The organism is Arthrobacter sp. MDT1-48-3 (assembly GCF_054511015.1).
Genome location: NZ_JBTNDL010000003.1, coordinates 255344 through 278303, shown reverse-complemented (window position 1 = coordinate 278303; position 22960 = coordinate 255344). Strand labels below are relative to the sequence as shown.

Here is a 22960-nt window from a genome sequence, read left to right as displayed (position 1 = left end):
GGTGGGAAGTGCTTGCTTCATCCTAGCGAGCGGACCTGCCGGGCGCAGGGGATCCCGACGCCGGATGACGACGGCCCGGACCGGTCGCGACGCCGGGAACCAGGGCCGCGGCCCGCGGTGCCAGGGCGTCGCGGGCCGGGCGTGCTACGGGGTGGGCCCGGACCCGGCGGGTACTGGCGGTGGTGGCCGCCGGGTCAGGCGTGCTGCCCGAACACGTGCCGCCGCACCCAGCCGTGCATGGCGATCGCGGCGGCCGCCGAGGCGTTGATGGAGCGCGTGGACCCGAACTGGGCGATGGAGAGCGTCGCCTCGGCGGCCTCGTGCACCTCCGGCGTGAGGCCCGGCCCCTCCTGGCCGAACACGAGCACGCAGTTCTCGGGCAGGTCGTAGGTCTCGAGCGGCACCGAGTCGGGGAAGTTGTCGATCCCGATCACCGCCAGTCCCTCCGCCGCGGCCCACTCCGTGAAGTCGGCCACCGTGGGGTGGTGGCGCACGTGCTGGTAGCGGTCGGTGACCATGGCGCCGCGCCGGTTCCACCGCCGTCGCCCGATGATGTGGACCTCCCTGGCGAGGAACGCGTTGGCGGTGCGCACGACGGAGCCGATGTTGAGGTCGTGCTGCCAGTTCTCGATCGCGACGTGGAAGCCGTGGCGGCGCTCGTCGAGGTCCGCCACGATCGCCTCGTGCTTCCAGTACCGGTACGCGTCGACGACGTTGCGGGTGTCCCCGCCCGCCAGCAGGTCACGGTCCCAGTGGTCGCCGTCGGGCCACTCACCCATCCACGGACCGACGCCGACGGGACCGCCCGGGGCTCCGTCCGCGGTCTCGGCGTCGACGGCGGGCTCGGGCACGGGTTCTGTCACCCTCCCAGCGTAGTCGGCGCGAAAGGTGGAAGACTGGCACCGGCAGGTCCCCGAACGCCCCCTCTGGAAGGACGCCCATGCGCGAGAACGAACACATCGAGTGCTGGCTCACCGACATGGACGGTGTGCTGGTGCACGAGAACCAGGCCATCCCCGGTGCGGCCGAGCTGATCGAGCGATGGGTGGCCACCTCGAAGCGGTTCCTCGTCCTGACCAACAACTCGATCTACACGCCGCGCGATCTGGCCGCGCGGCTGAAGGCCTCCGGGCTCGAGATCCCCGAGGAGAACCTCTGGACCTCGGCGCTGGCCACCGCGCAGTTCCTGCGCGACCAACTGCCGGGCGGACGGGCGTACGTGATCGGCGAGGCGGGACTGACGACGGCCCTGCACGAGGCGGGCTTCGTGCTCACCGACACGAACCCCGACTACGTGGTGCTCGGCGAGACCCGCACCTACTCGTTCGAGGCGATCACCAAAGCTGTGCGCCTGATCCTCGACGGCGCCCGCTTCATCGCCACGAACCCGGACGTGACCGGGCCCTCGAAGGAGGGCCCACTGCCGGCGACGGGCGCCATCGCGGCCATGATCACGGCGGCGACGAGCCGGGACCCCTACATCGTGGGCAAGCCGAACCCCATGATGTTCCGCTCGGCGATGAACCAGATCGACGCGCACTCGGAGACGACGGCGATGATCGGCGACCGCATGGACACCGACATCATCGCCGGCATGGAAGCGGGCCTGCACACGGTCCTGGTGCTCAGCGGTATCACGCAGCCGGAGGACATCGAGGCGTTCCCGTTCCGCCCGGCGCAGATCTGCGAGTCGGTGGCGGACCTGATCGACCAGGTGTAGAAGCGGCCTAGAAGAGCCGTTTCAGGCCGCCGCCCCGCGGCACGGGGACGTAGTCGCGCTGCACGGCGGAGACGATGCCCTGGTAGATGCCCGGGTTCCACTGCGGGCTCGCGTGTGCCGGCAGCGCCCCCTCGGTCACGTGGTCCGCGGAGACCAGGTTGTCGGGCAGCCCGCGCGCCCACCCGGTCCGAGCACGCGCGTAGTCGACGACGCCGTCGTTCGGGTTCCCGGTGAACACCACCTTCGTCTCCCCGAGGGAGAGCCGGAACCGCGAGACGTCGAAGTGGTAGATGTACGAGGACTCGGACTGGATGAGCTCGCTGCTGGGTGCCAGGGGCGAGAGCTGCTCGAGCGTCTGGTCCACGATCTGGCTCCACGTGCGCTCGTTCTTGTGGACGATCCGCTCGCCGAGCTCGTAGGTGCCCCGCACGCTGATCGGCACACGCACCCCCGCCTCGTACAGCAGCACCACGCCGTCGAACATGTGCTGGTCCTGGACGTCGAAGCGGCTTGACGGCGAGGAGTCCAGCAGCACGAGCTCCACCGGGATGCCGCGGTCGCGCAGCCGGGCGGCCACCTCGACCGCCACCATGCCGCCGAAGCTGTGGCCGTAGAAGTAGAGCCTCTCGAGCCGGAAGTTCTCCACGTAGCGGTTCATCGTGGCGACGATGTTGTTGATGTCGAGCCCGCGGTTGGAGTAGCCCATCACGGCCATCTGCGCGCGCCGGGACAGGGCCGGACGCAGCGAGTTGAGGATCCAGAGCCCTTCCTCCCAGCTCGTCTTGTACCCGGGGAAGAGGACCCAGCGGTCGTCCGGGAAGCGCGCGCGTGCGTCGTCGTCGTCGAGCGGCAGGATGCGGGTCAGCTCGCGCTGGGACTGGATGACGCGGGTGAAGGCGAGATCCGCCGTCGCTACCGCCGCAGCGGCCGACCCGATGAGGAAGGACCGGCGGGAGGACTCGCGGAAGTCCCGCGCACCGCGCAGGGCCGCCCGGACGCCGTCGTGCTCCATGCGCCGCTCCGTGCCGTGGTCGCGGTCCCCGTCAGGCGAGGCCCAGTTCGTCCTTGCCGAACGCGAAGAGGTAGGGCACGCCCGCCTCGGACTCGATGCGCTCCTTCGATCCCGTGCTGCGGTCCACGATGACGGCGACGGCCCGGACGTCGCCGCCGGCCCGCCGGACGCCTTCGACGGCGGTCAGCGCGGAGCCGCCGGTGGTGGAGGTGTCCTCCAGGACGACGACGGGACGCCCGGACACGTCGGGTCCCTCCACCTGGCGGCCCATGCCGTGCGTCTTCTGGGTCTTGCGCACCACGAACGCGTCGATCGGCCGGCCCGCCTGCCCTGCCGCATGCATCACGGCGGTGCCGACCGGGTCCGCGCCCATCGTGAGGCCGCCGGCGGCCTCGAAGGCGATGCCGGCGTCGTCGAGCAGCTGGAGCATGACGCGGCCCACGAGGGCGGATGCCTCATGGTGCAGCGTGATCCGGCGGAGGTCGATGTAGTAGTCGGCCTCGACGCCGCTGGAGAGCGTGACACGCTCGTGCACGACGGCGAGTTCCCGGATGAGCTCGAGGAGCCTGGTGCGGTCGGTGGTCTGCGCGGAGGTCTCGGCGGTCATGCGGCCAGTCTATCGAGAGGCCGGGGGCGTCCCCGTCACCCCGCCGCGCCCCACCGCGACACTGCGGCCTCCCGCGACCCGCGTCGGAGCCCCCCCACCGTCCGGTTCCGGCCGGTGGGGTACGCTGCGGACCGGGGTACCCGGATCGGGTCAGCCCGCCAGGCGTGCGCCGGCGGCGTCGATCGCCTCCGGGGAGAGCACATGGGAGATCGCCAGCACCGCGGCGCCCGCCACGCCCGCGCTCTGCCCGGACACCGAGGGGACGATCCGCAGGTGCTCCGTCGCCAGCGGCAGCGAGCGCTTGTAGACGATCTCGCGGACGCCCGCCAGCAGGTGTTCGCCGGCCTGGGCGAGGGACCCGCCGATGACGACCACCGATGGATTGATCAGGTTGACGCAGGTCGCCAAAACGTCCCCGATGTCCCGTCCGGCCTGCCGGATCGCCTGCAGTGCGGTGGCGTCACCGGAGCGGACCAGCTCGATGACGTCCCGGCTGCCCGTGAGGGGGACCTGCGCCGACTCGTTGAGGGCCGCGGCGAGCGCGGGCCCGCCGGCCAGCGCCTCGAGGCACCCGGTGTTGCCGCACCTGCAGAGCCGGTCGCTCGCCCTCGGGACGCGGACGTGGCCGAGGTCGCCCGCGGTGCCCTGCGCTCCGCGCTGGAGGACACCGCCGGAGATGATCCCTGCGCCGATGCCGGTGGCCACCTTGATGAACATCAGGTCGGTGGTGTCGGGCCAGTTGGCGCTCTGCTCGCCCAGCGCCATGATGTTGACGTCGTTGTCCACGAGCACCGGGACGTCGAAGCTGCCCTGGACCAGCCCGGGCACGTCGAACCGGTCCCAGCCCGGCATGATCGGGGGATTGATGGGCCGGCCCGTGTCGTGTTCCACCGGACCGGGCAGGCCGATCCCGATGGCTGCGAGCTCCGCGGGCGCGCGGTCCGCCCCCCGGAGGAGCCGGTCGACGGCCGAGATCAGCCAGCCCAGGACGGCGACCGGTCCGTCGGCGATGCTGAGGTCCTGGCGTTCCCGGCCCAGTTCCGTGCCCGCGAGATCCGTGAGGATGACGATGGCGTGGGTCGCTCCGAGGTCCGCCCCGACGACGACACGGACGGCCGGGTTGAGTGCGAACAGCGAGGGCGGCCGGCCTCCCGTGGACACCGCTCCGCCGGTCGGCGACACGAGGCCCAGCGCCATGAGGGTGTCCACCCGTGCCGCGACCGTGGAGCGCGCCAGCCCGGTGATCTGCGCGAGTTCGGCCCGGGTCCGCGGCCTGCCGTCCCTGAGCACCTGGAAGATCTCACTGGCTCCCGTGGGCGGAGGGCCGAGGAGCCGCTGGCGGGGCCCGCCATGGCTCGTCGGCGCCGCGTGGGGCAGGGGAAGGGACACCTTTCCAGTAAAGCACGCACCCCTTTCCCGAGTCTGTAGCCGTCTTTTGCATGTTGCTCGACAGAAGTGGGGACGCCGTGTCACAGTAGGCGCGTGGACGACGACGTCAGCACCAGCGGGGCACCGGCTCCGATCCTGCATGTCTCGGGACTCTCGAAGAGTTTCTTCGGGGTACCCGTCCTCCAGGACGCAGCCCTCGAGCTCTTCCCCGGCGAGGTCCACGGACTCGTGGGCGAGAACGGCGCCGGGAAATCGACGCTCATGAAGCTGCTCGCAGGCGTGTACGTCCGCGACTCGGGACGCATCGAACTCGACGGGCAACCGGTGGACTTCACGCACCCCGTGCAGGCGCACCGCGCCGGGCTGTCCACGGTCTTCCAGGAGTTCAACCTGCTGCCCGAGCGGAATGTCGCACAGAACATCTACCTCGGCCGGGAACCGCGGAAGGGACTCCTCGTCGACCGCCGGGCCATGAACCAGCGCACCGCGGAACTGCTGGAGGACCTCGGCATCACGACCATCCGGCCGACGGCGTCGGTCAGCTCGCTCTCGGTGGCGCAGCAGCAGATCGTCGAGATCGCGAAGGCCGTGAGCTACGACGCCAGGATCATCTCGATGGACGAGCCCACCGCGGCTCTCGCCGGACCGGAGGTCGAGCTCCTCTACGGCATCATCGACCGCCTGCGGAAGCGGGGCACGGCCATCCTCTACGTGTCCCACCGGTTGAAGGAGATCTTCGACCTGTGTGACACCATCACGGTGCTCAAGGACGGGCGGATCGTCACCTCGTCCCCCGCGGCCGAGCTCGACGACGCCTCACTGGTCCGCGCCATGGTGGGCCGGCCCATCTCGGCCTACTTCCCCGAGGCGCTGCCGGGCACCGCCGTCGGGGAACCGCTGCTGGAGATCAGCGGCGGCGGCAACGACCAGCTCGACGACGTCGGCCTGTCCCTCCGCGCGGGGGAGATCGTCGGGGTCGCGGGTCTCCAGGGATCGGGTCGGACGGAGCTGGTCGAGGCGATCTTCGGTGCGGAGGGCTTCACGCGCGGCGCGATGACGGTCGACGGCAGGACCTATCGGCCGCGCTCGCCGAGGGACGCCATCCGCCACCGCGTCGCGCTCATCACGGAGGACCGCAAGGCGCAGGGGCTCAGCCTCAACCAGTCCATCCTCGACAACGCGCTCAGCGTGGTGCGCTCGGTCCATCCCCGGCGCACCGCTGCAGCCCGTCGGGATGCACCGGGGGTGTTCTCGTCGCTGGAGGTCGTCGCCCGCGACCTCGACCAGGAAGTGCAGTTCCTCTCCGGCGGCAACCAGCAGAAAGTCGTCCTCGCCAAATGGCTGGCGATCGATCCCCTGGTCGTCCTGCTCGACGAGCCGACGCGCGGGATCGACGTCGGGGCGAAGGTCGCCGTCTACTCCCTGATGCGCCAGCTGGCGCGGGAAGGCAGGGCCATCCTCATGGTCTCGAGCGAACTGCCCGAGGTACTCGGGATGTCCGACCGCGTGATCGTGCTGCGGGACGGGCGCATCGCCGGGGAACTACCGCCCGAAGCGTCGGAGGAACAGGTGCTGCGCCTCGCCACCGGCGCCCGCGAGGTGCGGTCATGAGGCGCCTGAGCTCGACGAACATCGTCTACCTCGTGGCGCTGGTGACCGTCGTCGCGGGAATCGTCCTCGTGGGTTCCACCGGCCGGAGCTTTTTCAGCACCGGCAACATCTCCGACATCCTGACCGGGACGAGCATCCTCGGGTTCATCGCCATCGGGCAGACACTCGTCATCCTCGTGGGAAGCCTCGACCTCTCCGTCCCCTACGTGATCAGCCTGTCGAGCCTCATCGGAGCCGGCATCATGGCCGATCAGCCGGCGAACATCCTCCCCGCCGTGATCGTGGCGCTCCTCGTCTCCGCCCTGATCGGCCTGGCCAACGGAGCCGTGGTGGCCGGGCTGAAGGTGCACGGCTTCATCGCCACCCTCGGCATGGGCCTGATCGTCAGCGGCTACCTCGGGTCCACCTACCAGGGCAGCTCGGGCCAGGCGCCCCTCGCGTTCCGCCTCATCGGGGCCACGGGCATCGGTCCCGTCCCCGTCTCCACGCTCATCATGCTCGCCTGTGCCGCCGTCGTACTGGTCATGCTCAACAGCACGCGGCTCGGGCACGCCATCTACGCCGTCGGGGGTGATGCCTCCGTCGCGAGGATGTCCGGCGTCAGGACCCGGACGCCGGTGCTCGCGGCGCACGTCATCTGCTCCACCCTGGCGGGGCTCGCCGGCCTGCTGCTGGCCGCACGCCTCGGCGTCGGCAGCCCCACCATCGGCTCGCAGGGCGGCTACGACCTGCTGTCGATCGCAGCCGTCGTCCTCGGCGGGACACTGCTCGCGGGCGGCAAGGGCTCCCTCATCGGCACGCTGGGCGGCGTCCTCATCTTCGCCATGCTGGACAACATCATGAGCGTGCTGCAGATCAACCCCTTCCTCAAGGACGTGGTCCGCGGCATCGTGATCGTCGTGTCCGTGGCCGTGTACGCGCGGCGCCGGACCGTCCACCGTCCGGCCCGGTTCGGCCGCGGCCCGGCCCGGCAGGGCGAGGACCGCCCGCCGGCGGGCCCCGGGACACCGCGGCGCAGGCCCGGCGGCCCGGACGGCTCGTCGGCGGGCGAAGGACCGGGCACGCGGAACGAGGTACCGGCATGAGCGTGGCCACAGGACGCGCCGTCCTCCAGCAGAACCGCTCCCCCCGCGGCGAGCGCGTCCTGCGCGCGCTGCGCACACCGAGCGGGGCGATCTTCGTCCTCGTCGCCGTCCTCCTGGCCGCCGTCCTGGCGGCGAATCCCTCGTTCGGCGAGCCGGGCTCGCTGATCCGCTTCATCGGCCGCACGGCCCCCATCGCCATCGCGGCGATCGGGCAGTACTTCGTCATCGTCTCCGGCGAGTTCGACCTCTCCATGGGATCGGTGGTCACCGCCCAGGTCATCATCGCCGGCAACCTGGTCGGCGAGGACGAGTCGCGCACCCTCCCCGTCCTGCTCCTGATGATCGCGTTCGGGGCGTTCGTGGGGCTGGTGAACGGCCTCGTTACCACCCTGCTGAAGGTGCCGAGCTTCATCGTGACCCTCGGGACCATGCTCGCGCTGCTCGGCCTGGTGCTGTACTGGACCGGCGGCGCCGCGACCGGCAATCCGGCCGACAGCTTCCGGCAGATCGGCCGTGGCGGCATCCGGGACATCCCCGTCCTCGAGATCCTCCCCTACCCCGTGATCATCCTCGCCGTCACCGCGGCCGCCGCCTTCTGGCTCATGCGCCGGCCTTACGGGCGGACCCTCGTGGCCGTCGGCGACAACGACCGCGCCGCCGCACTGACCGGCGCGCCGGTGTGGTGGGTCCGGACCCGGGCCTTCATGCTGTCCTCCCTCGCGGCGACCGTGGCAGGCGTGATCCTCGTGGGCTATGCGGGGGTCCACCCGTCGGTGGGCCAGGGCTACGAATTCACGGCGATCACCGCCGTCGTCCTCGGCGGGGTGGTGCTGGGCGGCGGTCGCGGCTGGGTGCTGTCCGCTGCCGCCGGCGCGTTCGCCCTCGAACTGCTCTTCACGCTCCTGAACTTCCTCGGCGTCGAATCCACCTGGCGCGACAGCGTGCAGGGCGCCATCATCATCGTCGCCGTCGCCGCGGCGTCCCGGAACTGGCAGCGCAAGCGCAGGGGCGCCAGCACCCGGGCCCATGACCAGCACCGTCCGATAACAGCACCGCAGCCCGCACCGGGCACCAATGAGGGAGGAACATGATGCGTGGAAGCATCCTGGGCAAGGTCACGGTGATCGCAGCGACGTCGCTGCTCGCCCTGACCGCCTGCACCACCGACTCGTCCATCGAGAATCCGCCGGCCGCGGAGGAGAGCGCGGTCGCCGAGGAGACCGCCGCCGCGCAACCCAGCGAGGACAGCACGGAATGGTTCGACCAGGCCGTCTACGACGAGCAGGACCAGCAGCGCTCGGCCACGTTCGAGGGCGACCCCGAGCAGCCGTACCTGCAGTACATCGACGGCGAGATGAAGGACACCTCCGCCTTCGCGGCCGAGGGACCGCAGAAGGCGTGCTTCTCCAACGCGTCGATCTCGAACCCGTGGCGGCAGACGGGCTGGATCACCATGAACCAGCAGCTGCAGGTGCTGCAGGACTCCGGCGTCATCTCGGAGATGGAGACGCGCGACGCGCAGGACGACGACAACACGCAGATCGCGGACATCGACTACTTCATCGCCGAGGGGAACTGCGACGCCTTCATCATCTCCCCGAACTCCACGGCGGCCATGACGCCCGCCGTCGAGCGCGCGTGCGAGACCGGCAAGCCCGTGATCGTGTTCGACCGTGGCGTCCAGACCGACTGCGCCGTCACCTTCATCCACCCGATCGGCGGCTTCGCCTGGGGAATCGACACCGCGGAGTTCCTCAGCGAGCGCCTCGGTGAGGGCGACAAGGTGGTGGCCCTGCGGATCCTCCCCGGCGTCGACGTCCTGGAACAGCGCTGGGCCGCGGCCGAGCGCATCTTCGAGGAGAACGGCATCGAGGCGGTCGACTACTTCACCGGTGCCGATCCGGTGGAGATCAAGTCGATCATCTCGGACGAACTCGCCACCGGGGACGTGCAGGGAGTCTGGATGGACGCCGGTGACGGCGCCGTCGCCGCGATCGAGGCGTTCGAGGACGCCGGGGCGGACCTCCCCGTCATGACGGGCGAGGACGAGATGAGCTTCCTGCGCAAGTGGGACGAGACGGGCATCGACGCGCTGGCGCCGGTGTACTCGAACTTCCAGTGGCGCACCCCGCTGCTCGCCCTGGAGAAGATCTTCGCGGGCGAGGAGGTCCCGGCGGAGTGGGTCCTGCCCCAGTCGCCGATCACCGAGGACGAACGCGGTGAGTTCCTGACCGCCAACGAGGGCATGCCGGACGGCCACTACGCCAAGTTCGGCGGAGAGGACCTCCCCGGCTACCCGCAGGTCTGGCAGGACCGCCAGATCCCCTGACGCCCGCCGCACCACCAGGGAACGGAACGGAAGGAGGCAGGACCGTGAACGACGGCATCGCCCGCACCCTCGGGATCAACACGTGGGTCTGGACATCCCCGCTGACCGACGCGGACCTGCCTCCCCTCCTGCGGAGGATCGCCGGGATGGGTTTCGACGGCGTGGAGCTCCCCCTCGAGAACGCCGGGGACCTCACCGCCCCGGCGCTGCGCGAGATCCTGGCCGAGACCGGCCTGGTACCCACGATCGTCGGGGCGATGGCGCCCGGCCGGGAGCTGGTGGGCGCCCCGGAGGCCACCATCCGGTCGACCCAGCGCTATCTCCAGGACTGCATCGACCTCGCCGCCGCCGTCGGTGCCGCGAGCGTGTGCGGCCCCTTCTACGCGCACACGGGCCGGCTCTGGCGGATGGACGACGACGGACGCGCGGCCGCCTGCGCCGAGCTGCGGGACAACCTCGCTCCCGTGGCCGACCGGGCGGTCGAGGCCGGCGTGGTCCTCGGGATCGAGCCGCTGAACCGGTACGAGACCTCGCTCGTCAATACGGTGGAGCAGGCCCTCGAGATACTGCAGCCGCTGCTCGGGCGGGGCGTGGGACTCGCGCTCGACACCTATCATCTGAATATCGAGGAGAGATCGTCCGCCGATGCCATCCGGGCAGCCGGACCGCACCTGGTCCACCTCCAGGTCTGCGGCAACGACCGCGGTGCGCCTGGCGGGGACCAGACGGACTGGCACGGCGTGTTCGCCGCCCTCGACGATGTGCAGTACCGCGGACCGCTGAACATCGAGAGCTTCACCGCGCACAACGCGAGCATCGCCACGGCCGCAGCCGTCTGGCGCCCCCTGGCGCCGTCCCAGGACCGGCTGGCGGAGGACGGCCTGGCCTTCCTCCGCCGCACCGATCCATCCCAGTCCCGGGCCGCCCTGGCCCTTCAAGGAGATACACCATGACGACCACCGTGCCGGCTCCCGCCGACGCCGCAGGTTCCCGCACCGCTACCCTGGGCGTCGCCGTCCTCGGCTACTCCTTCATGGGGAAGGCCCACTCGAACGCCTGGCGTAATGTCGGCTCCTTCTACGACTCGCCCGCGATCGAGCAGAAGGTCATTGTGGGGCGGGACGCGGCGCAGGTGGAGGATGCCGCACGCCGGTACGGGTGGCAGGAGAGCACGACGGACTGGCGTTCCGTCCTGGAGCGGGACGACATCCACATCGTCGACATCTGCACGCCGGGCCACCTCCACGCCGAGCAGGCCATCGCCGCGCTGCAGGCCGGCAAGCACGTGCTGCTCGAGAAACCCCTGGCCAACACCGTCGCGGAGGCGGAGGAACTCGCGGCCGTCGCGGCGGCCGCCCGCGACCGCGGCGTCCACTCGATGGTCGCCTTCAACTACCGCAGGCTGCCCGCCCTCGCACAGGCACGGGCGATGATCGCCGACGGCCGCGTGGGCGACGTGCGGCAGGTCCGCATCAGCTACCTGCAGGACTGGCTCGCGGACGAACGGGCACCGATGACCTGGCGCCTCCGCAGGGAGACCGCCGGCTCGGGCGCGCTCGGCGACCTCGCGTCCCACGCCGTCGACCAGGTCCACTTCCTCCTCGACGCGCAGGTGGTCGGCGTCTCCGGCACCGTGAACACCTTCGTGACGGAGCGGCCGGGGCCGGACGGGCCGGAACCCGTCACGGTCGACGACGCCGCCTGGGCCACCCTGCACACGGCATCGGGTGCCGTCGTCAGCCTTGAGGTCTCCCGCTTCGCCACCGGGCGCAAGAACGCCCTGCAGATCGAGGTGTACGGCTCCCGTGGTGCGCTCCGGTTCGACCTCGAACGGCTCAACGAGCTCGAGTACTTCGCCTCCGACGCCCCCGGCACGGAGCAGGGCTTCGCCCGCATCCTCGTCACCGAGCCGCAGCACCCCTACCTCGACGCCTGGTGGCCGGCGGGGCACACCCTTGGCTGGGACTCCTCGTTCACCAGCCAGGCCGCCGACTTCCTCGACGCCATCCGCAGCAACCGCGCCCCCTCGCCATCGTTCGAGGACGGCCTGAGGGTGCAGCAGGTCCTCGGTGCGCTCGAGGCGAGCGCGGCGAACGCGAGCGCGGTCGTCCGGCCCTGACCGCGCCGACCCCACCGCGGTCCCACCGCAGTCCCGCCGCAGTCCCGCCGCCCGAACCGCCACACCCACCGGACCACCCACCGGACCACCCACCGGACCACCCAGCCAAGGAGCCCGCATGACCCGCAACTTCACCCTGTTCACCGGCCAATGGGCCGATCTCCCCTTCGAGAAGGTCGCCGAGCTCGCCGGCCGGTGGGGCTACGACGGACTGGAGATCGCCGTCTCCGGTGACCACCTCGACGCCTGGCGCTGGGACGACGACGCCTACATCCAGGACCGGCTCGACATCCTCGAGCGCAACGGGCTGAAGGTCTGGGCCATCTCGAACCACCTCAAGGGCCAGGCCGTCTGCGACAACCCCATCGACTTCCGCCACCAGGCGATCGTCGGCCCGAAGGTCTGGGGCGACGGCGACCCGGAGGGCGTGCGCGGGCGGGCCGCGGAGGAGATGAAGCTGACGGCGCGGCTCGCCAGGAAGCTCGGCGTGGACACCGTCGTCGGTTTCACCGGCTCCTCGATCTGGCAGTACGTGGCCATGTTCCCACCGGTCCCCGCGGCCACGATCGACGCCGGCTACCAGGACTTCGCGGACCGCTGGAACCCGATCCTCGACGTCTTCGACGAGTGCGGGGTCCGCTTCGCCCACGAGGTCCACCCCTCCGAGATCGCCTACGACTACTGGTCCACCCAGCGAACCCTCGAGGCCATCGGGCACCGCCCCGCCTTCGGCCTGAACTGGGATCCGAGCCACTTCCTGTGGCAGCAGATCGATCCGGTGGCCTTCATCTCCGACTTCAAGGACCGGATCTACCACGTGGACTGCAAGGACACGAAGATGCGCATGGGCGGGGGGCGCAACGGCATCCTCTCCTCCCACCTCGCCTGGGGCGACCCGCGCCGCGGCTGGGACTTCGTCTCGACCGGGCGCGGCGACGTGCCCTGGGAGGACAGCTTCCGCGCCCTGACGGCCATCGGCTACACCGGGCCCATCTCCGTGGAATGGGAGGACGCCGGCATGGACCGGCTGCAGGGGGCGCCGGAAGCCCTCGCCTTCCTGAAGCGCTTCGACTTCGCGCCGTCGGAGACCTCCTTCGACGCCGCCTTCAGCCAGTAGGGACCTCCCGCCCTTCGCCGCGGTCCTCCCTCCTCTGCCCACCCCGACGCATGCCGGGGTGGGCAGAGTCGTCCGGGGCCTTCATCGCACCCCGAAAACCCTGTCGTCCTCGGTAAGTCTCAGTGGATGAGACGTGAGAGAGCGCTCTCTTGACGGTGTGACTTCCCGCACATACAGTGGTTTCACATCCCAGAGAGCGCTCTCTCGCCCGTCGGCGTATGTCGCTCACACACACAAAGGAGTGATCGTGGAATTCTCGCGACTCAGGAAAATCACAGCCCTCGCCGGCGTCGCCTCCCTGGCCATCGTGGCCTCGGGCTGCAGCGGAGGAGGGAGCGACGAACCGGCCAGTGCCGACAACCCCGTCAACCTGACCGTCACCACCTTCGGACAGTTCGGCTACGACGATCTGTACGCCGAATACGAAGAGCAGAACCCCGGCGTGACCATCGAGGCGACCAACATCGACGGCAGCGCCAACGCCCGCGTCGACGCATTCACCAAGCTCGCGGCCGGTTCCGGACTCAGCGACGTCGTCGCCGTCGAGGAGGGCTGGCTCGGCTCCATCATGGAGGTGTCCGACCAGTTCGTGGACCTCAACGAGTACGGTGCCGCGGACATCAAGGACAACTGGGTGGACTGGAAGTTCGAGCAGGGCACCGACCCCGAGGGCCGCGTGATCGGACTCGGCACGGACATCGGGCCCCAGGCGCTGTGCTACAACCGGGAGCTCTTCGAGGCAGCGGGACTGCCCACCGACCGTGGAGAGGTCGCCGAACTCTTCGGCGGCGACGACGCCACCTGGGAGACCTACTTCGACCTCGGTCGCCAGTACCACGAGACCACGGGCAAGGCCTGGTACGACCAGTCGGCGTTCGTCTGGAACTCCATGGTGAACCAGATGGACGAGGGCTACTACACGGCCGACGGCGAGCTGAACATCGAGGGCAACGAGGCGATGCGCGCCCAGTTCGGCCTCCTCGCTGCCGGCACCGCCGACGGCCTCTCCGCCAATCAGAAGCAGTTCGACTGGGGCAAGGGCAAGGCCTTCGTGGATGGCTCCTTCGCTGTCCACGTCTGCCCCGCCTGGATGCTCGGCACCATCAAGGAGCAGCTCGAAGCAGCCGGTGGCGGCCCCGAGACCGGGTGGGACGTCGCCGACATCTTCCCGGGCGGAGCCTCCAACTGGGGAGGAGCCTTCCTCTCCGTCCCCGAGAGCTCCGAGCACCCCGCCGAGGCCGCCAAGCTCGCCCAGTGGCTGACCGCCCCCGAACAGATGGTCAAGCAGTCCGCAGCCGCGAACAACTTCCCGAGCACCCTGGACGCCCAGGCGGAGATCGTCGAGGCAGCCGTCCCGAACGAGCTCTTCAACGACGCACCGTACGGCGAGATCTTCGCCTCGCGCGCCGAAGGCGTCGTGGCCCAGTTCAAGGGCCCGCAGGACTCGGAGATCCAGGAGAACGTCTTCGCGCCGGCCCTGAAGATCCTCGACTCCGGTGAGGGCACAGCCGACGAGGCCTGGAACGAAGCCGTCCAGCTCCTCAACGACCGCGTCGTGAACAACTAGCAGCACCGGCCGCGGGGCCTCCGGCAGCACCGGAGGCCCCCCTGGAGTCTGGAATCCCATGACCACGACACTGAACCGCCCGGCAGCCAGCAGCCCTGCCCCTGCGAAACCCACGCTCACCTTCCGCCAGCGACTGAACGTCTTCGACATGAAGGTTTCGCCCTACCTCTACATCTCCCCGTTCTTCCTCCTCTTCGCCCTGGTGGGCCTGTTCCCCCTCGGCTACACCTTCTTCGTCTCGCTCTTCGACTGGCACCTGCTCAAGGGGCAGGGCGAGTTCGTGGGCCTGCGCAACTTCCAGGAAGTCCTCCAGGACCGCTTCTTCTGGAACTCGCTGTTCAACACGATGAGCATCTTCCTGCTCTCGACCATCCCGCAGCTGATCGTCGCCACGGCCATCGCGGCCGTGCTGGACCAGAACCTCCGCGCCAGGACGTTCTGGCGCATGAGCATCCTGCTCCCCTACATCGTGACCCCCGTCGCCGTCGCCCTGATCTTCTCGAACCTCTTCGGTGAGCAGTACGGGCTGATCAACAACATCCTGGAGAGCTTCGGGTTCGACCGCATCCTGTGGACGAACGAGACCCTGCCGAGCCACATCGCGATCGCCACCATGGTGAACTGGCGCTGGACCGGCTACAACGCCCTGATCCTGCTGGCAGCCATGCAGTCCGTCCCCCGCGACATCTACGAGTCCGCTGCCATCGACGGTGCCGGAGTGTTCCGCCGCTTCTTCAGCATCACGCTGCCGAGCATCCGGCCCACCATGATCTTCGTGGTCATCACCGCGACGATCGGCGGACTGCAGATCTTCACCGAGCCCCGTCTCTTCGATCCGCGGACCTACGGGGGAACCGCGGCGCAGTTCCAGACCACCGTGCTCTACCTCTACGAGATGGCCTTCCAGCGGCAGAACTTCGGCAAGGCGTCCACCATCGCGTGGCTCCTGTTCCTCATCATCGTGCTGTTCGGCCTCGTGAACTACCTGATCTCACAGAGGATCGCCACCACCGGCGACGGGCGCGGACCGGGCAGGGGTGCCGGCAGCCGCCGACGCTCCCCGGCACCCGCCGTCGTCCTCCCCGCAGCGGGCCCCCAGCCGCCGGCACCCGCTGCCGGACCGGCACCCGACCCGGCCGCGGACCCGGCCGGCACCCCAGCAGACACGACACCGAGGAGTGGGCAATGACCGTCACCGAGACGAGGCCGCAGCGACCGCGCGCCTCGAACGACCGGAGCCGTTCCCTCCGACAGGGCTTGCTCGGCAACGGACGGCGGCCGGGGTTCCTCACCTACGGCCTGCTGTTCGCCTTCTTCCTCGCCTCCGCCTATCCGCTCTGGTGGTCGCTCATCATCGGCAGCCGGTCCAACGAGGCCCTCGGCCAGACCTGGCCGCCCCTGTTCCCGGGCGGCAATTTCTGGACGAACGTCGGCGAGGTCTTCGACACCATCCCGTTCTGGCTCGCCCTCGGCAACAGTGTGCTGATCTCGGGCATCATCACGCTGTCGGTCGTCGCATTCTCGACCCTGGCCGGCTACTCGTTCGCGAAGCTCCGCTTCCGGGGGCGCACCGGCCTCATGGTCGCGGTGATCGCCACCATGGCCATCCCGACCCAGCTCGGCATCATCCCGCTGTTCATGATGATGCGCACGCTCGGCTGGACCGGTGAGATCGGCGCCGTCGTCATCCCCACGCTCGTGACGGCGTTCGGTGTGTTCTTCATGCGCCAGTACCTCGTGGACGTCATCCCCGACGAGCTCATCGAGTCGGCCCGCATGGACGGAGCATCCATGATCTCCACCTTCTGGCACGTCGCTCTTCCCGCCGCCCGTCCCGCCATGGCGATCCTGGGTCTGTTCACGTTCATGACCGCCTGGACCGACTTCCTCTGGCCGCTGCTGGTGCTCGGTCCCGGCAACCCCACCCTGCAGACGGCGCTCAGCCAGCTGCAGTCGGCGCGGTACGTGGACTACTCGATCGTCCTCGCCGGCGCCGTCCTGGCCACCCTCCCGCTGCTGGTGCTCTTCGTCGTCGCGGGCCGTCAACTCATTTCCGGAATCATGCAAGGAGCAGTGAAGGGCTAATGCCACTCGACGCAACAACCCCGTCCCACCCGTCCTCCCACCCGGCCGCCGCCAGGACCTGGCCCGAGGGCTTCCTCTGGGGCTCCGCCACCGCGGCGGCGCAGGTCGAGGGCGCCAGCCACGAGGGCGGCAAGGAGGACTCCGTCTGGGACGCCTTCGCCCGGGTACCCGGCGCGATCGCGCACGGCGACACCCTGACCGACGCCGTGCAGCACTACCACCGCATGCCCGAGGACGTCCGGATCATGAAGGAACTCGGCCTCGGCTCCTACCGTTTCTCGACGAGCTGGTCCCGGGTCCGGCCCGGCGACCGGGCAGCCAATGCGGAGGGCCTGGACTTCTACTCCCGCCTCGTGGACGAACTCCTCGAGGCCGGGATCCTGCCCTGGCTGACCCTGTACCACTGGGACCTGCCACAGGCCCTGGAGGAGAAGGGCGGCTGGGCGAACCGCGACACCGCCTACCGCTTCGTGGACTACGCCGACGACGTCTACTCGGCCCTCGGGGACCGCGTGGAGCACTGGACGACGTTCAACGAGCCGTTCTGCTCGTCGTTGCTGGGCTACGCGGCGGGCGTCCACGCCCCCGGCCGGCAGGACCCGGCGGCGGCCGTCGCCGCGATCCACCACCAGCACCTCGCCCACGGACTGGTGGTCGGCGAGCTCCGGAGCCGGGGTGCCCAGCACCTCGGGATCACCCTCAACCTCAGCAACTCGATCCCCCGCGACCCGGCGGATCCGATCGACCTCGACGCAGCGCGCCGGTTCGACTCGCTGCAGAACCGGATCTTCCTCGATCCGATCCTCCGCGGGGCGTACCCCGAGGACACGCTCGCCGACCTCGAGCAGTTCGGCATCCGGGACGTCATCCGGCCCGGGGACCTCGACATCATCGGGGCACCGATCGATTTCCTCGGCGTGAACCACTACCACGACGACCTCATCAGCGGACACCGGGACGACGAGGGCAGCGACGGCCACTCGGGCGGCGCCACCCGCCCGACGTCGTCGTGCTGGATCGGCTCGGAGGACATCGCCTTCCCGAGCCGCGGGCTGCCGCGCACCGCCATGAACTGGGAGGTCAACCCGGACGGCCTGCGGAAGCTCCTGGTCCGCCTCGGCGAGGAGTACGACACGCTGCCCCCGCTCTACATCACGGAGAACGGCGCGGCGTACGACGACGTCGTGAGCCCGGACGGCGCGGTGCACGACGCCGAACGCACGACGTTCATCCTCGACCACATCGCGTCCGTCGGGCAGGCCATCGACCAGGGGGCGGACGTGCGCGGCTACTTCGTCTGGTCCCTCCTCGACAACTTCGAGTGGTCCTGGGGCTACGGGAAGCGCTTCGGGATCGTCCGGGTGGACTACGACTCGTTCGAGCGGACGGTGAAGGACAGCGGCGTGGCCTATGCCGGCGTGATCTCCGCTGCCACCGCCCCGCGCCTCACCAGGGCGAGCGCCTGACGTAGGCTTCAGCCATACTGTCGAGGCTTCGGAGATGACGATGACACAGGACACAGGCGGGCCCCGGCCGGTCCCCACCCTGGAGATGGTGGCCGCCCTGGCCGGGGTGTCGCGCGCGACCGTGTCCCGTGTCGTCAACGATTCGCCGAGCGTCGACCCGGAGCTCGCGCAGTCCGTGAAGAAGGCCATCCTCGCGCTCGACTACACGCCGAACCGCGCGGCGCGTTCGCTGGCCAAGCGCCGGGCGAACGCCGTCACGCTGATCGTCCCGGAGTCGACGTCGAAGGTGTTCGCGGACCCGTTCTTCGCCTCGGTGGTGCAGGGGATCGCACTCTTCCTCACCGACACGGAGTACACGCTCAACATGGTGATCTCCTCGGAGTCGAAGCCCGAGAAGACGCGCAGCTTCCTCCTCGGCGGGAACGTGGACGGCGTCCTCGTGGTCTCGCACCACAGCGGTGACCACTCCTGGACGCACCTTTCCGGGTCGCTTCCCATGGTCTTCGCCGGGCGCCCCCTGGTGGGCGGCAGGGAGAGCTACTACGTGGAGGTCGACAACGAGCAGGCCGCCTACAGCGCCACCCGGCAGCTGACCGACAGCGGCCGGCGGCACGTGGCCACGATCGCCGGACCGCAGGACATGCCCCCGGGCATCGACCGCCTCGCAGGCTGGCGGACCGCGGTCCGGGAGGCGGGCCTGGCCGAGGGGCTCGTGGAGGTGGGGGACTTCACCCTCGCCTCCGGGGCCCGTGCCATGCACCGCCTCCTCGACCGTGGCACGCCGATCGACGCCGTCTTCGTCGGCAACGACCAGATGGCGGCCGGCGCCTACACGGCCATCCAGGGCAGGGGGCTTCGCATCCCGGAGGACGTCGCCGTCGTCGGGTTCGACGACGACTCCTTCGCCACCTCGGTGACGCCGGCGCTGACCACCGTGCACCACCCGATCATCGAGCTCGGCAAGAAGATGGCCGAGACGCTGGTGAACCTCATCGAGGGGAAACCGACGGAACGCGTGACGAGGATGCCCACCTCGCTCGTCCTCCGCGATTCCGTCTGACCCCACCTCCCCGACCCACGTCCCGGACCCCGTCCCGGATCCTCGCGCCCGGTTCTCCGACCGCACCCCTCGCGTCAGCGTGCCCTCCTGCACGCCGCCCTGTTTCCGAAAGGCCCACCCGATGCTTCCAGCTCCCGTCAGCACCATCGCCCCGTCCACCGCGACGGGCCGCCCGATCCGGTGGGGCGTCGTCGCCACCGGCTCCATCGCCGCCCGCGTGGTGCAGGACCTCGCCCTGCTCGACGACGCCGTCCTGCACGCCGTGAGTTCCCGCAGCGAGGCCTCCGCCCGGGCCTTCGCGCTGCGCTTCGGCTTCACCACCTCCTACTGGGACGCGGCCGGCGCCGCCGGCTACGATCGGCTCCTCGCGGACCCCGCCGTCGACGTGGTCTACATCGCCACACCGCACACCCAGCACCACGCCGTCGCCCTCGCCGCGCTCCACGCCGGCAAGAACGTGCTGTGCGAGAAGCCCATCACCATGGACGCGGAGCAGGCCCGCGAACTCGCCGACCTCGCGCGGGAGCGCGGCCTGTTCCTCATGGAGGCGGTCTGGACCCGCTTCCTGCCCAGCTTCCGTCGCGCCCTGCAGATCGTGCGGTCCGGCGAGATCGGCACGGTGCGCTGGCTCCAGGCGGACCTCTGCTTCACCGCGCCGGTCGATCCGGCGTCCCGGCTCTGGGACCCGGCGGCCGGCGGCGGTGCCCTGCTCGACCTCGCCGTGTACCCGCTCACCTGGGCGCTCGGGGTGCTCGGCGAACCCGGTGCCGTCGCCGCCCGCGGCACCCTCACCCCCGAGGGCGTGGACCTCCAGAACGCACTGACCCTGACGTACGACGACGGTGCGCACGCCCAGCTGACGACGTCGATCGGGGCCGAGAGCCCCAGCGTGGTCACGATCAGCGGGACGGAAGGCTGGCTGCGCTCGTCCACCCCCCTGTTCAACCCGGCAGAGCTCGTCGTCCAGCCCCGCCGGGGCACCCTCCGCACGGAGCGCTTCGAGGTCTTCGGCAGCGGTTTCGTCTACGAGCTGCGCGAGGTGACGCGCTGCCTGCAGGCCGGGCTGACCGAGAGCCCCTTCATGACGACCGCCGAGTCCGTGCGGATGATGGAGGTACTCGACGAGGCACGCCGCCAGATCGGGCTGCGCTATCCCAGCGATGCCGACCTGGCAGCGGGAGTACCCGCCTGAGGACCGGCTCCCGACCGGCGGCGTGCACCGGCCCGGGTCCGGACCGGTACACGCCGTAACGCTGCCGAAACCCGACGGGAGTAGCCTTGGGGGCATGCGCGAACTCCAGGCACAGATCATCGAGGAAATGGGCGTCAGGCCCACCATCGACCCGGCCGCGGAGATCCGCAGCCGGGTCGCCTTCCTGAAGGACTACGTCAGGTCCACCGGCACCCGCGGGTTCGTCCTCGGCATCAGCGGCGGACTCGATTCGACCCTCGCCGGCAAGCTGGCCCAGCTCGCCGTCGACGAGCTGCGGTCCGAGGGCGTCGACGCCGATTTCCTCGCGGTGCGCCTGCCCTACAACGTCCAGCAGGACGAGGCCGACGCCCAGGCGGCCCTCGACTTCATCCAGCCCCGCACGTCCCGGGTGTTCAACGTGGCCCCCGCCGTCGACGGCATCCAGCAGGAGTACGCGCAGACCACCGGCGAGCGCATCTCGGACTTCACCAAGGGCAACACGAAGGCCCGCGCCCGCATGGTCGCCCAGTACGCGATGGCCGGCCAGCACAACCTGCTCGTGGTCGGCACGGACCACGGCGCGGAATCCGTCACCGGGTTCTTCACGAAGTTCGGTGACGGCGGCGCGGACATCCTGCCTCTCTTCGGCCTCAACAAGCGCCAGAACCGCGCCCTCCTCAAGGAGCTCGGCGCGCCTGCGGCACTGTACGACAAGATCCCGACGGCGGATCTCCTCGACGACCTCCCCGGGCGGGCCGACGAGCACGAACTCGGCCTCACCTACGAGCAGATCGACGACTACCTCGAGGGGCGCGAGGTCGATCCCGACGCCGCGAAGTCGATCGAGCACCGCTACTGGATCACACGGCACAAGCGCACGGTGCCCGTGACCATCTTCGATTCGTGGTGGCGGGAGTAAACACCGCCGTTGGTAACGTAGGGTCCGTGAAGATCGCCACCTGGAACGTCAATTCCCTCCGTGCCCGCGCAGACCGCGTCGAAGCCTGGCTGAACAGGTCCGACGTCGACGTCCTGGCCATCCAGGAGACCAAGTGCAAGGACGACAACTTCCCCTGGGAGCTGTTCGAGAACAGCGGCTTCGAGGTGGCGCACTTCGGCCTCAGCCAGTGGAACGGCGTCGCCATCGCCTCGCGCGTGGGACTCGACGACGTCGAGCGCACCTTCCCCGACCAGCCGACCTTCGGCAAGCCGGGCACCGAGGCGGTCCAGGAGGCACGCGCCATCGCCGCGACGTGTGGCGGAGTACGCGTGTGGAGCCTGTACGTGCCGAACGGACGGGCGCTGGACGACCCGCACATGCCCTACAAGATCGACTGGCTGGACACCCTCCGGAACCATGCGCAGCGCTGGATCACCGAGGACCCGCAGGCCCAGATCGCCCTGATGGGTGACTGGAACATCGCCCCGCGGGACGAGGACGTCTGGGACATCGACCTCTTCGTCGACGGCGGCTACACCCATGTCAGCCCACCCGAGCGCGCTGCCTTCCAGTCCTTCCTCGACTCCGGCTTCGCCGACCTCGCCCGCCCGTACACGCCCGGGCCCGGTCTCTACACCTACTGGGACTACAAGCAGCTGCGGTTCCCCAAGAAGGAAGGCATGCGCATCGACTTCGTCCTCGGCTCCCCCGCCCTGGCAGCGCGCGCCTCCAATGCCTTCGTGGACCGCGAGGAGCGCAAGGGCAAGGGCGCCTCCGACCATGCTCCCGTCATCGTGGAACTCGACGGAGCGTGAGCCCCATGGGCGGTGCCCGACCGTTCCCGTACGTCTCCTACCTCCGCGTCTACGAACCGCTCGACGCCTTCTCCGACGCCCAGCAGCTGGCCATCCTGGAACAGCGGGCGCGCGAGCGGGACCTCACCGAGTCGATCGAGCACGAGCAGTCCCTGCGGCGCATCATGCGCAGCGTGTCGGACCCGTTCCCGCACCACGAGGCGGACCTCGTCCGGGTGACCCACTTCCCGAGCCTGAACGGCACGACGGCCCCCTACTACTGCCCCAACCAGCTCGCCGTCCGGACCACACTCGCCGCGGAGTCACTCGACCAGAGCCTGCGCGGCCCGCTGATCGACGTCCTCGTTCCCGACGTCGCACGCGAAGCCCACCAGGCGAGGCTGGACCCCGACACGTTCGCCGATTCCGTGGCGAAGCTCCATACCCGCTCGGCGACGTGGGGCGTGCCCTTCGCCTGGTTCGCGCTGATCCACGAGGACGACCTCACGGAGGTCGTCGAGGACGACGGCCGCGTCACGACGGTGCGGATCACGGCGAGGATCGGCGACTGCATCGACCGCGGACGCCGTTCGGTGGCGCAGCTCGCCATCGGGGCTCCGGAGATGGACCTGCTCGATGAACTCACGGAGATCGTCGAGTGGCTCGAGGTGTTCCGGCGCGACGCCGTGGTGGAGGTGGACTACGGACCCGTGGCCGACCGCGTGTTCCCGGACGATTCGCCGATGGATGTCCGCCTGGGCATCGAGAGCCTCGCCGAGGCGGACATGATGGGTGCCGCTGCGTCCTACCGGCGGCTCGCGTCCCGCTGGATCCCGATCCGGCAGCTCGCCCGCGCGTCCTGAGGAC

General features: G+C 69.9%; 21 protein-coding genes. 17 read left to right on the top strand and 4 right to left on the bottom strand.

Annotation, left to right across the window (positions count from 1 at the left end; translation table 11 throughout):
* Nucleotides 1-194: 194 nt before the first annotated feature.
* A complete protein-coding gene (locus tag ACX80L_RS09000; protein ID WP_459289351.1) occupies nucleotides 195-779 on the bottom strand; it encodes a TrmH family RNA methyltransferase in 585 nt (194 codons plus the stop codon).
* Between the two features lie 161 nt (nucleotides 780-940).
* Here ACX80L_RS09000 and ACX80L_RS08995 point away from each other — a divergent pair, with 161 nt between their 5' ends.
* Nucleotides 941-1720 carry an HAD-IIA family hydrolase gene (locus ACX80L_RS08995; RefSeq protein WP_133080278.1) on the top strand — a complete coding sequence of 260 codons (780 nt, stop codon included), beginning with the start codon at nucleotides 941-943 and terminating at the stop codon, nucleotides 1718-1720.
* Nucleotides 1721-1727: 7 nt separating this feature from the next.
* Here the strand turns inward: ACX80L_RS08995 and ACX80L_RS08990 are convergent, their stop codons facing one another.
* The 3 genes from ACX80L_RS08990 to ACX80L_RS08980 form a co-directional block, all read right to left on the bottom strand.
* Complete coding sequence (locus ACX80L_RS08990; RefSeq protein WP_459289113.1) at nucleotides 1728-2732, bottom strand: thioesterase domain-containing protein; 1005 nt, start codon at nucleotides 2730-2732, stop codon at nucleotides 1728-1730.
* Nucleotides 2733-2763: 31 nt separating this feature from the next.
* A complete protein-coding gene (pyrE, locus tag ACX80L_RS08985; RefSeq protein WP_133080276.1) occupies nucleotides 2764-3339 on the bottom strand; it encodes an orotate phosphoribosyltransferase in 576 nt (191 codons plus the stop codon).
* A 150-nt stretch (nucleotides 3340-3489) separates the two neighbouring features.
* On the bottom strand, nucleotides 3490-4638 hold the full coding sequence (locus ACX80L_RS08980) for an ROK family transcriptional regulator (protein WP_459289349.1): 1149 nt from the start codon (nucleotides 4636-4638) through the stop codon (nucleotides 3490-3492).
* Between the two features lie 183 nt (nucleotides 4639-4821).
* On the opposite strand from ACX80L_RS08980, the gene ACX80L_RS08975 reads away from it, so the two are divergent.
* The 16 genes from ACX80L_RS08975 (at nucleotide 4822) to ACX80L_RS08900 (ending at nucleotide 22956) form a co-directional block, all read left to right on the top strand.
* Complete coding sequence (locus ACX80L_RS08975) at nucleotides 4822-6339, top strand: sugar ABC transporter ATP-binding protein (RefSeq protein ID WP_459289110.1); 1518 nt, start codon at nucleotides 4822-4824, stop codon at nucleotides 6337-6339.
* Complete coding sequence (locus ACX80L_RS08970) at nucleotides 6336-7424, top strand: ABC transporter permease subunit (protein WP_133080274.1); 1089 nt, start codon at nucleotides 6336-6338, stop codon at nucleotides 7422-7424. The genes ACX80L_RS08975 and ACX80L_RS08970 overlap by 4 nt, the downstream gene beginning before the upstream one ends.
* Nucleotides 7421-8515, top strand: a complete 1095-nt coding sequence (locus ACX80L_RS08965; protein ID WP_133080273.1) for an ABC transporter permease subunit — start codon at nucleotides 7421-7423, stop codon at nucleotides 8513-8515. Before ACX80L_RS08970 ends, ACX80L_RS08965 begins: the two co-directional genes overlap by 4 nt.
* A complete protein-coding gene (locus ACX80L_RS08960) occupies nucleotides 8515-9753 on the top strand; it encodes a substrate-binding domain-containing protein (RefSeq protein ID WP_133080488.1) in 1239 nt (412 codons plus the stop codon). Before ACX80L_RS08965 ends, ACX80L_RS08960 begins: the two co-directional genes overlap by 1 nt.
* Before the next feature lie 44 nt (nucleotides 9754-9797).
* The gene (locus tag ACX80L_RS08955) at nucleotides 9798-10706 is read left to right on the top strand and encodes a sugar phosphate isomerase/epimerase family protein (protein ID WP_459289107.1); all 909 of its coding nucleotides are present in this window, start codon (nucleotides 9798-9800) and stop codon (nucleotides 10704-10706) included.
* Complete coding sequence (locus tag ACX80L_RS08950) at nucleotides 10703-11872, top strand: Gfo/Idh/MocA family protein (protein ID WP_459289105.1); 1170 nt, start codon at nucleotides 10703-10705, stop codon at nucleotides 11870-11872. Before ACX80L_RS08955 ends, ACX80L_RS08950 begins: the two co-directional genes overlap by 4 nt.
* 118 nt (nucleotides 11873-11990) lie before the next feature.
* The gene (locus tag ACX80L_RS08945; protein WP_133080271.1) at nucleotides 11991-12989 is read left to right on the top strand and encodes a TIM barrel protein; all 999 of its coding nucleotides are present in this window, start codon (nucleotides 11991-11993) and stop codon (nucleotides 12987-12989) included.
* A gap of 247 nt (nucleotides 12990-13236) precedes the next feature.
* On the top strand, nucleotides 13237-14556 hold the full coding sequence (locus ACX80L_RS08940; RefSeq protein ID WP_459289103.1) for an ABC transporter substrate-binding protein: 1320 nt from the start codon (nucleotides 13237-13239) through the stop codon (nucleotides 14554-14556).
* A gap of 58 nt (nucleotides 14557-14614) precedes the next feature.
* A complete protein-coding gene (locus ACX80L_RS08935; protein WP_459289101.1) occupies nucleotides 14615-15745 on the top strand; it encodes a carbohydrate ABC transporter permease in 1131 nt (376 codons plus the stop codon).
* Nucleotides 15742-16641 carry a carbohydrate ABC transporter permease gene (locus ACX80L_RS08930; RefSeq protein ID WP_133080268.1) on the top strand — a complete coding sequence of 300 codons (900 nt, stop codon included), beginning with the start codon at nucleotides 15742-15744 and terminating at the stop codon, nucleotides 16639-16641. Before ACX80L_RS08935 ends, ACX80L_RS08930 begins: the two co-directional genes overlap by 4 nt.
* On the top strand, nucleotides 16641-18107 hold the full coding sequence (locus ACX80L_RS08925; protein WP_459289099.1) for a GH1 family beta-glucosidase: 1467 nt from the start codon (nucleotides 16641-16643) through the stop codon (nucleotides 18105-18107). The genes ACX80L_RS08930 and ACX80L_RS08925 overlap by 1 nt, the downstream gene beginning before the upstream one ends.
* Nucleotides 18108-18147: 40 nt before the next feature.
* On the top strand, nucleotides 18148-19167 hold the full coding sequence (locus ACX80L_RS08920; protein WP_208740326.1) for a LacI family DNA-binding transcriptional regulator: 1020 nt from the start codon (nucleotides 18148-18150) through the stop codon (nucleotides 19165-19167).
* Nucleotides 19168-19288: 121 nt separating this feature from the next.
* Nucleotides 19289-20359 carry a Gfo/Idh/MocA family protein gene (locus ACX80L_RS08915; protein WP_459289097.1) on the top strand — a complete coding sequence of 357 codons (1071 nt, stop codon included), beginning with the start codon at nucleotides 19289-19291 and terminating at the stop codon, nucleotides 20357-20359.
* 94 nt (nucleotides 20360-20453) lie between these two features.
* On the top strand, nucleotides 20454-21278 hold the full coding sequence (nadE, locus tag ACX80L_RS08910) for an ammonia-dependent NAD(+) synthetase (RefSeq protein WP_459289095.1): 825 nt from the start codon (nucleotides 20454-20456) through the stop codon (nucleotides 21276-21278).
* 26 nt (nucleotides 21279-21304) lie between these two features.
* Complete coding sequence (locus ACX80L_RS08905) at nucleotides 21305-22114, top strand: exodeoxyribonuclease III (protein WP_133080263.1); 810 nt, start codon at nucleotides 21305-21307, stop codon at nucleotides 22112-22114.
* A gap of 5 nt (nucleotides 22115-22119) precedes the next feature.
* Entirely contained in the window at nucleotides 22120-22956 is an 837-nt protein-coding gene (locus ACX80L_RS08900) for a hypothetical protein (protein WP_133080262.1), read from the top strand.
* Nucleotides 22957-22960 lie beyond the last annotated feature (4 nt).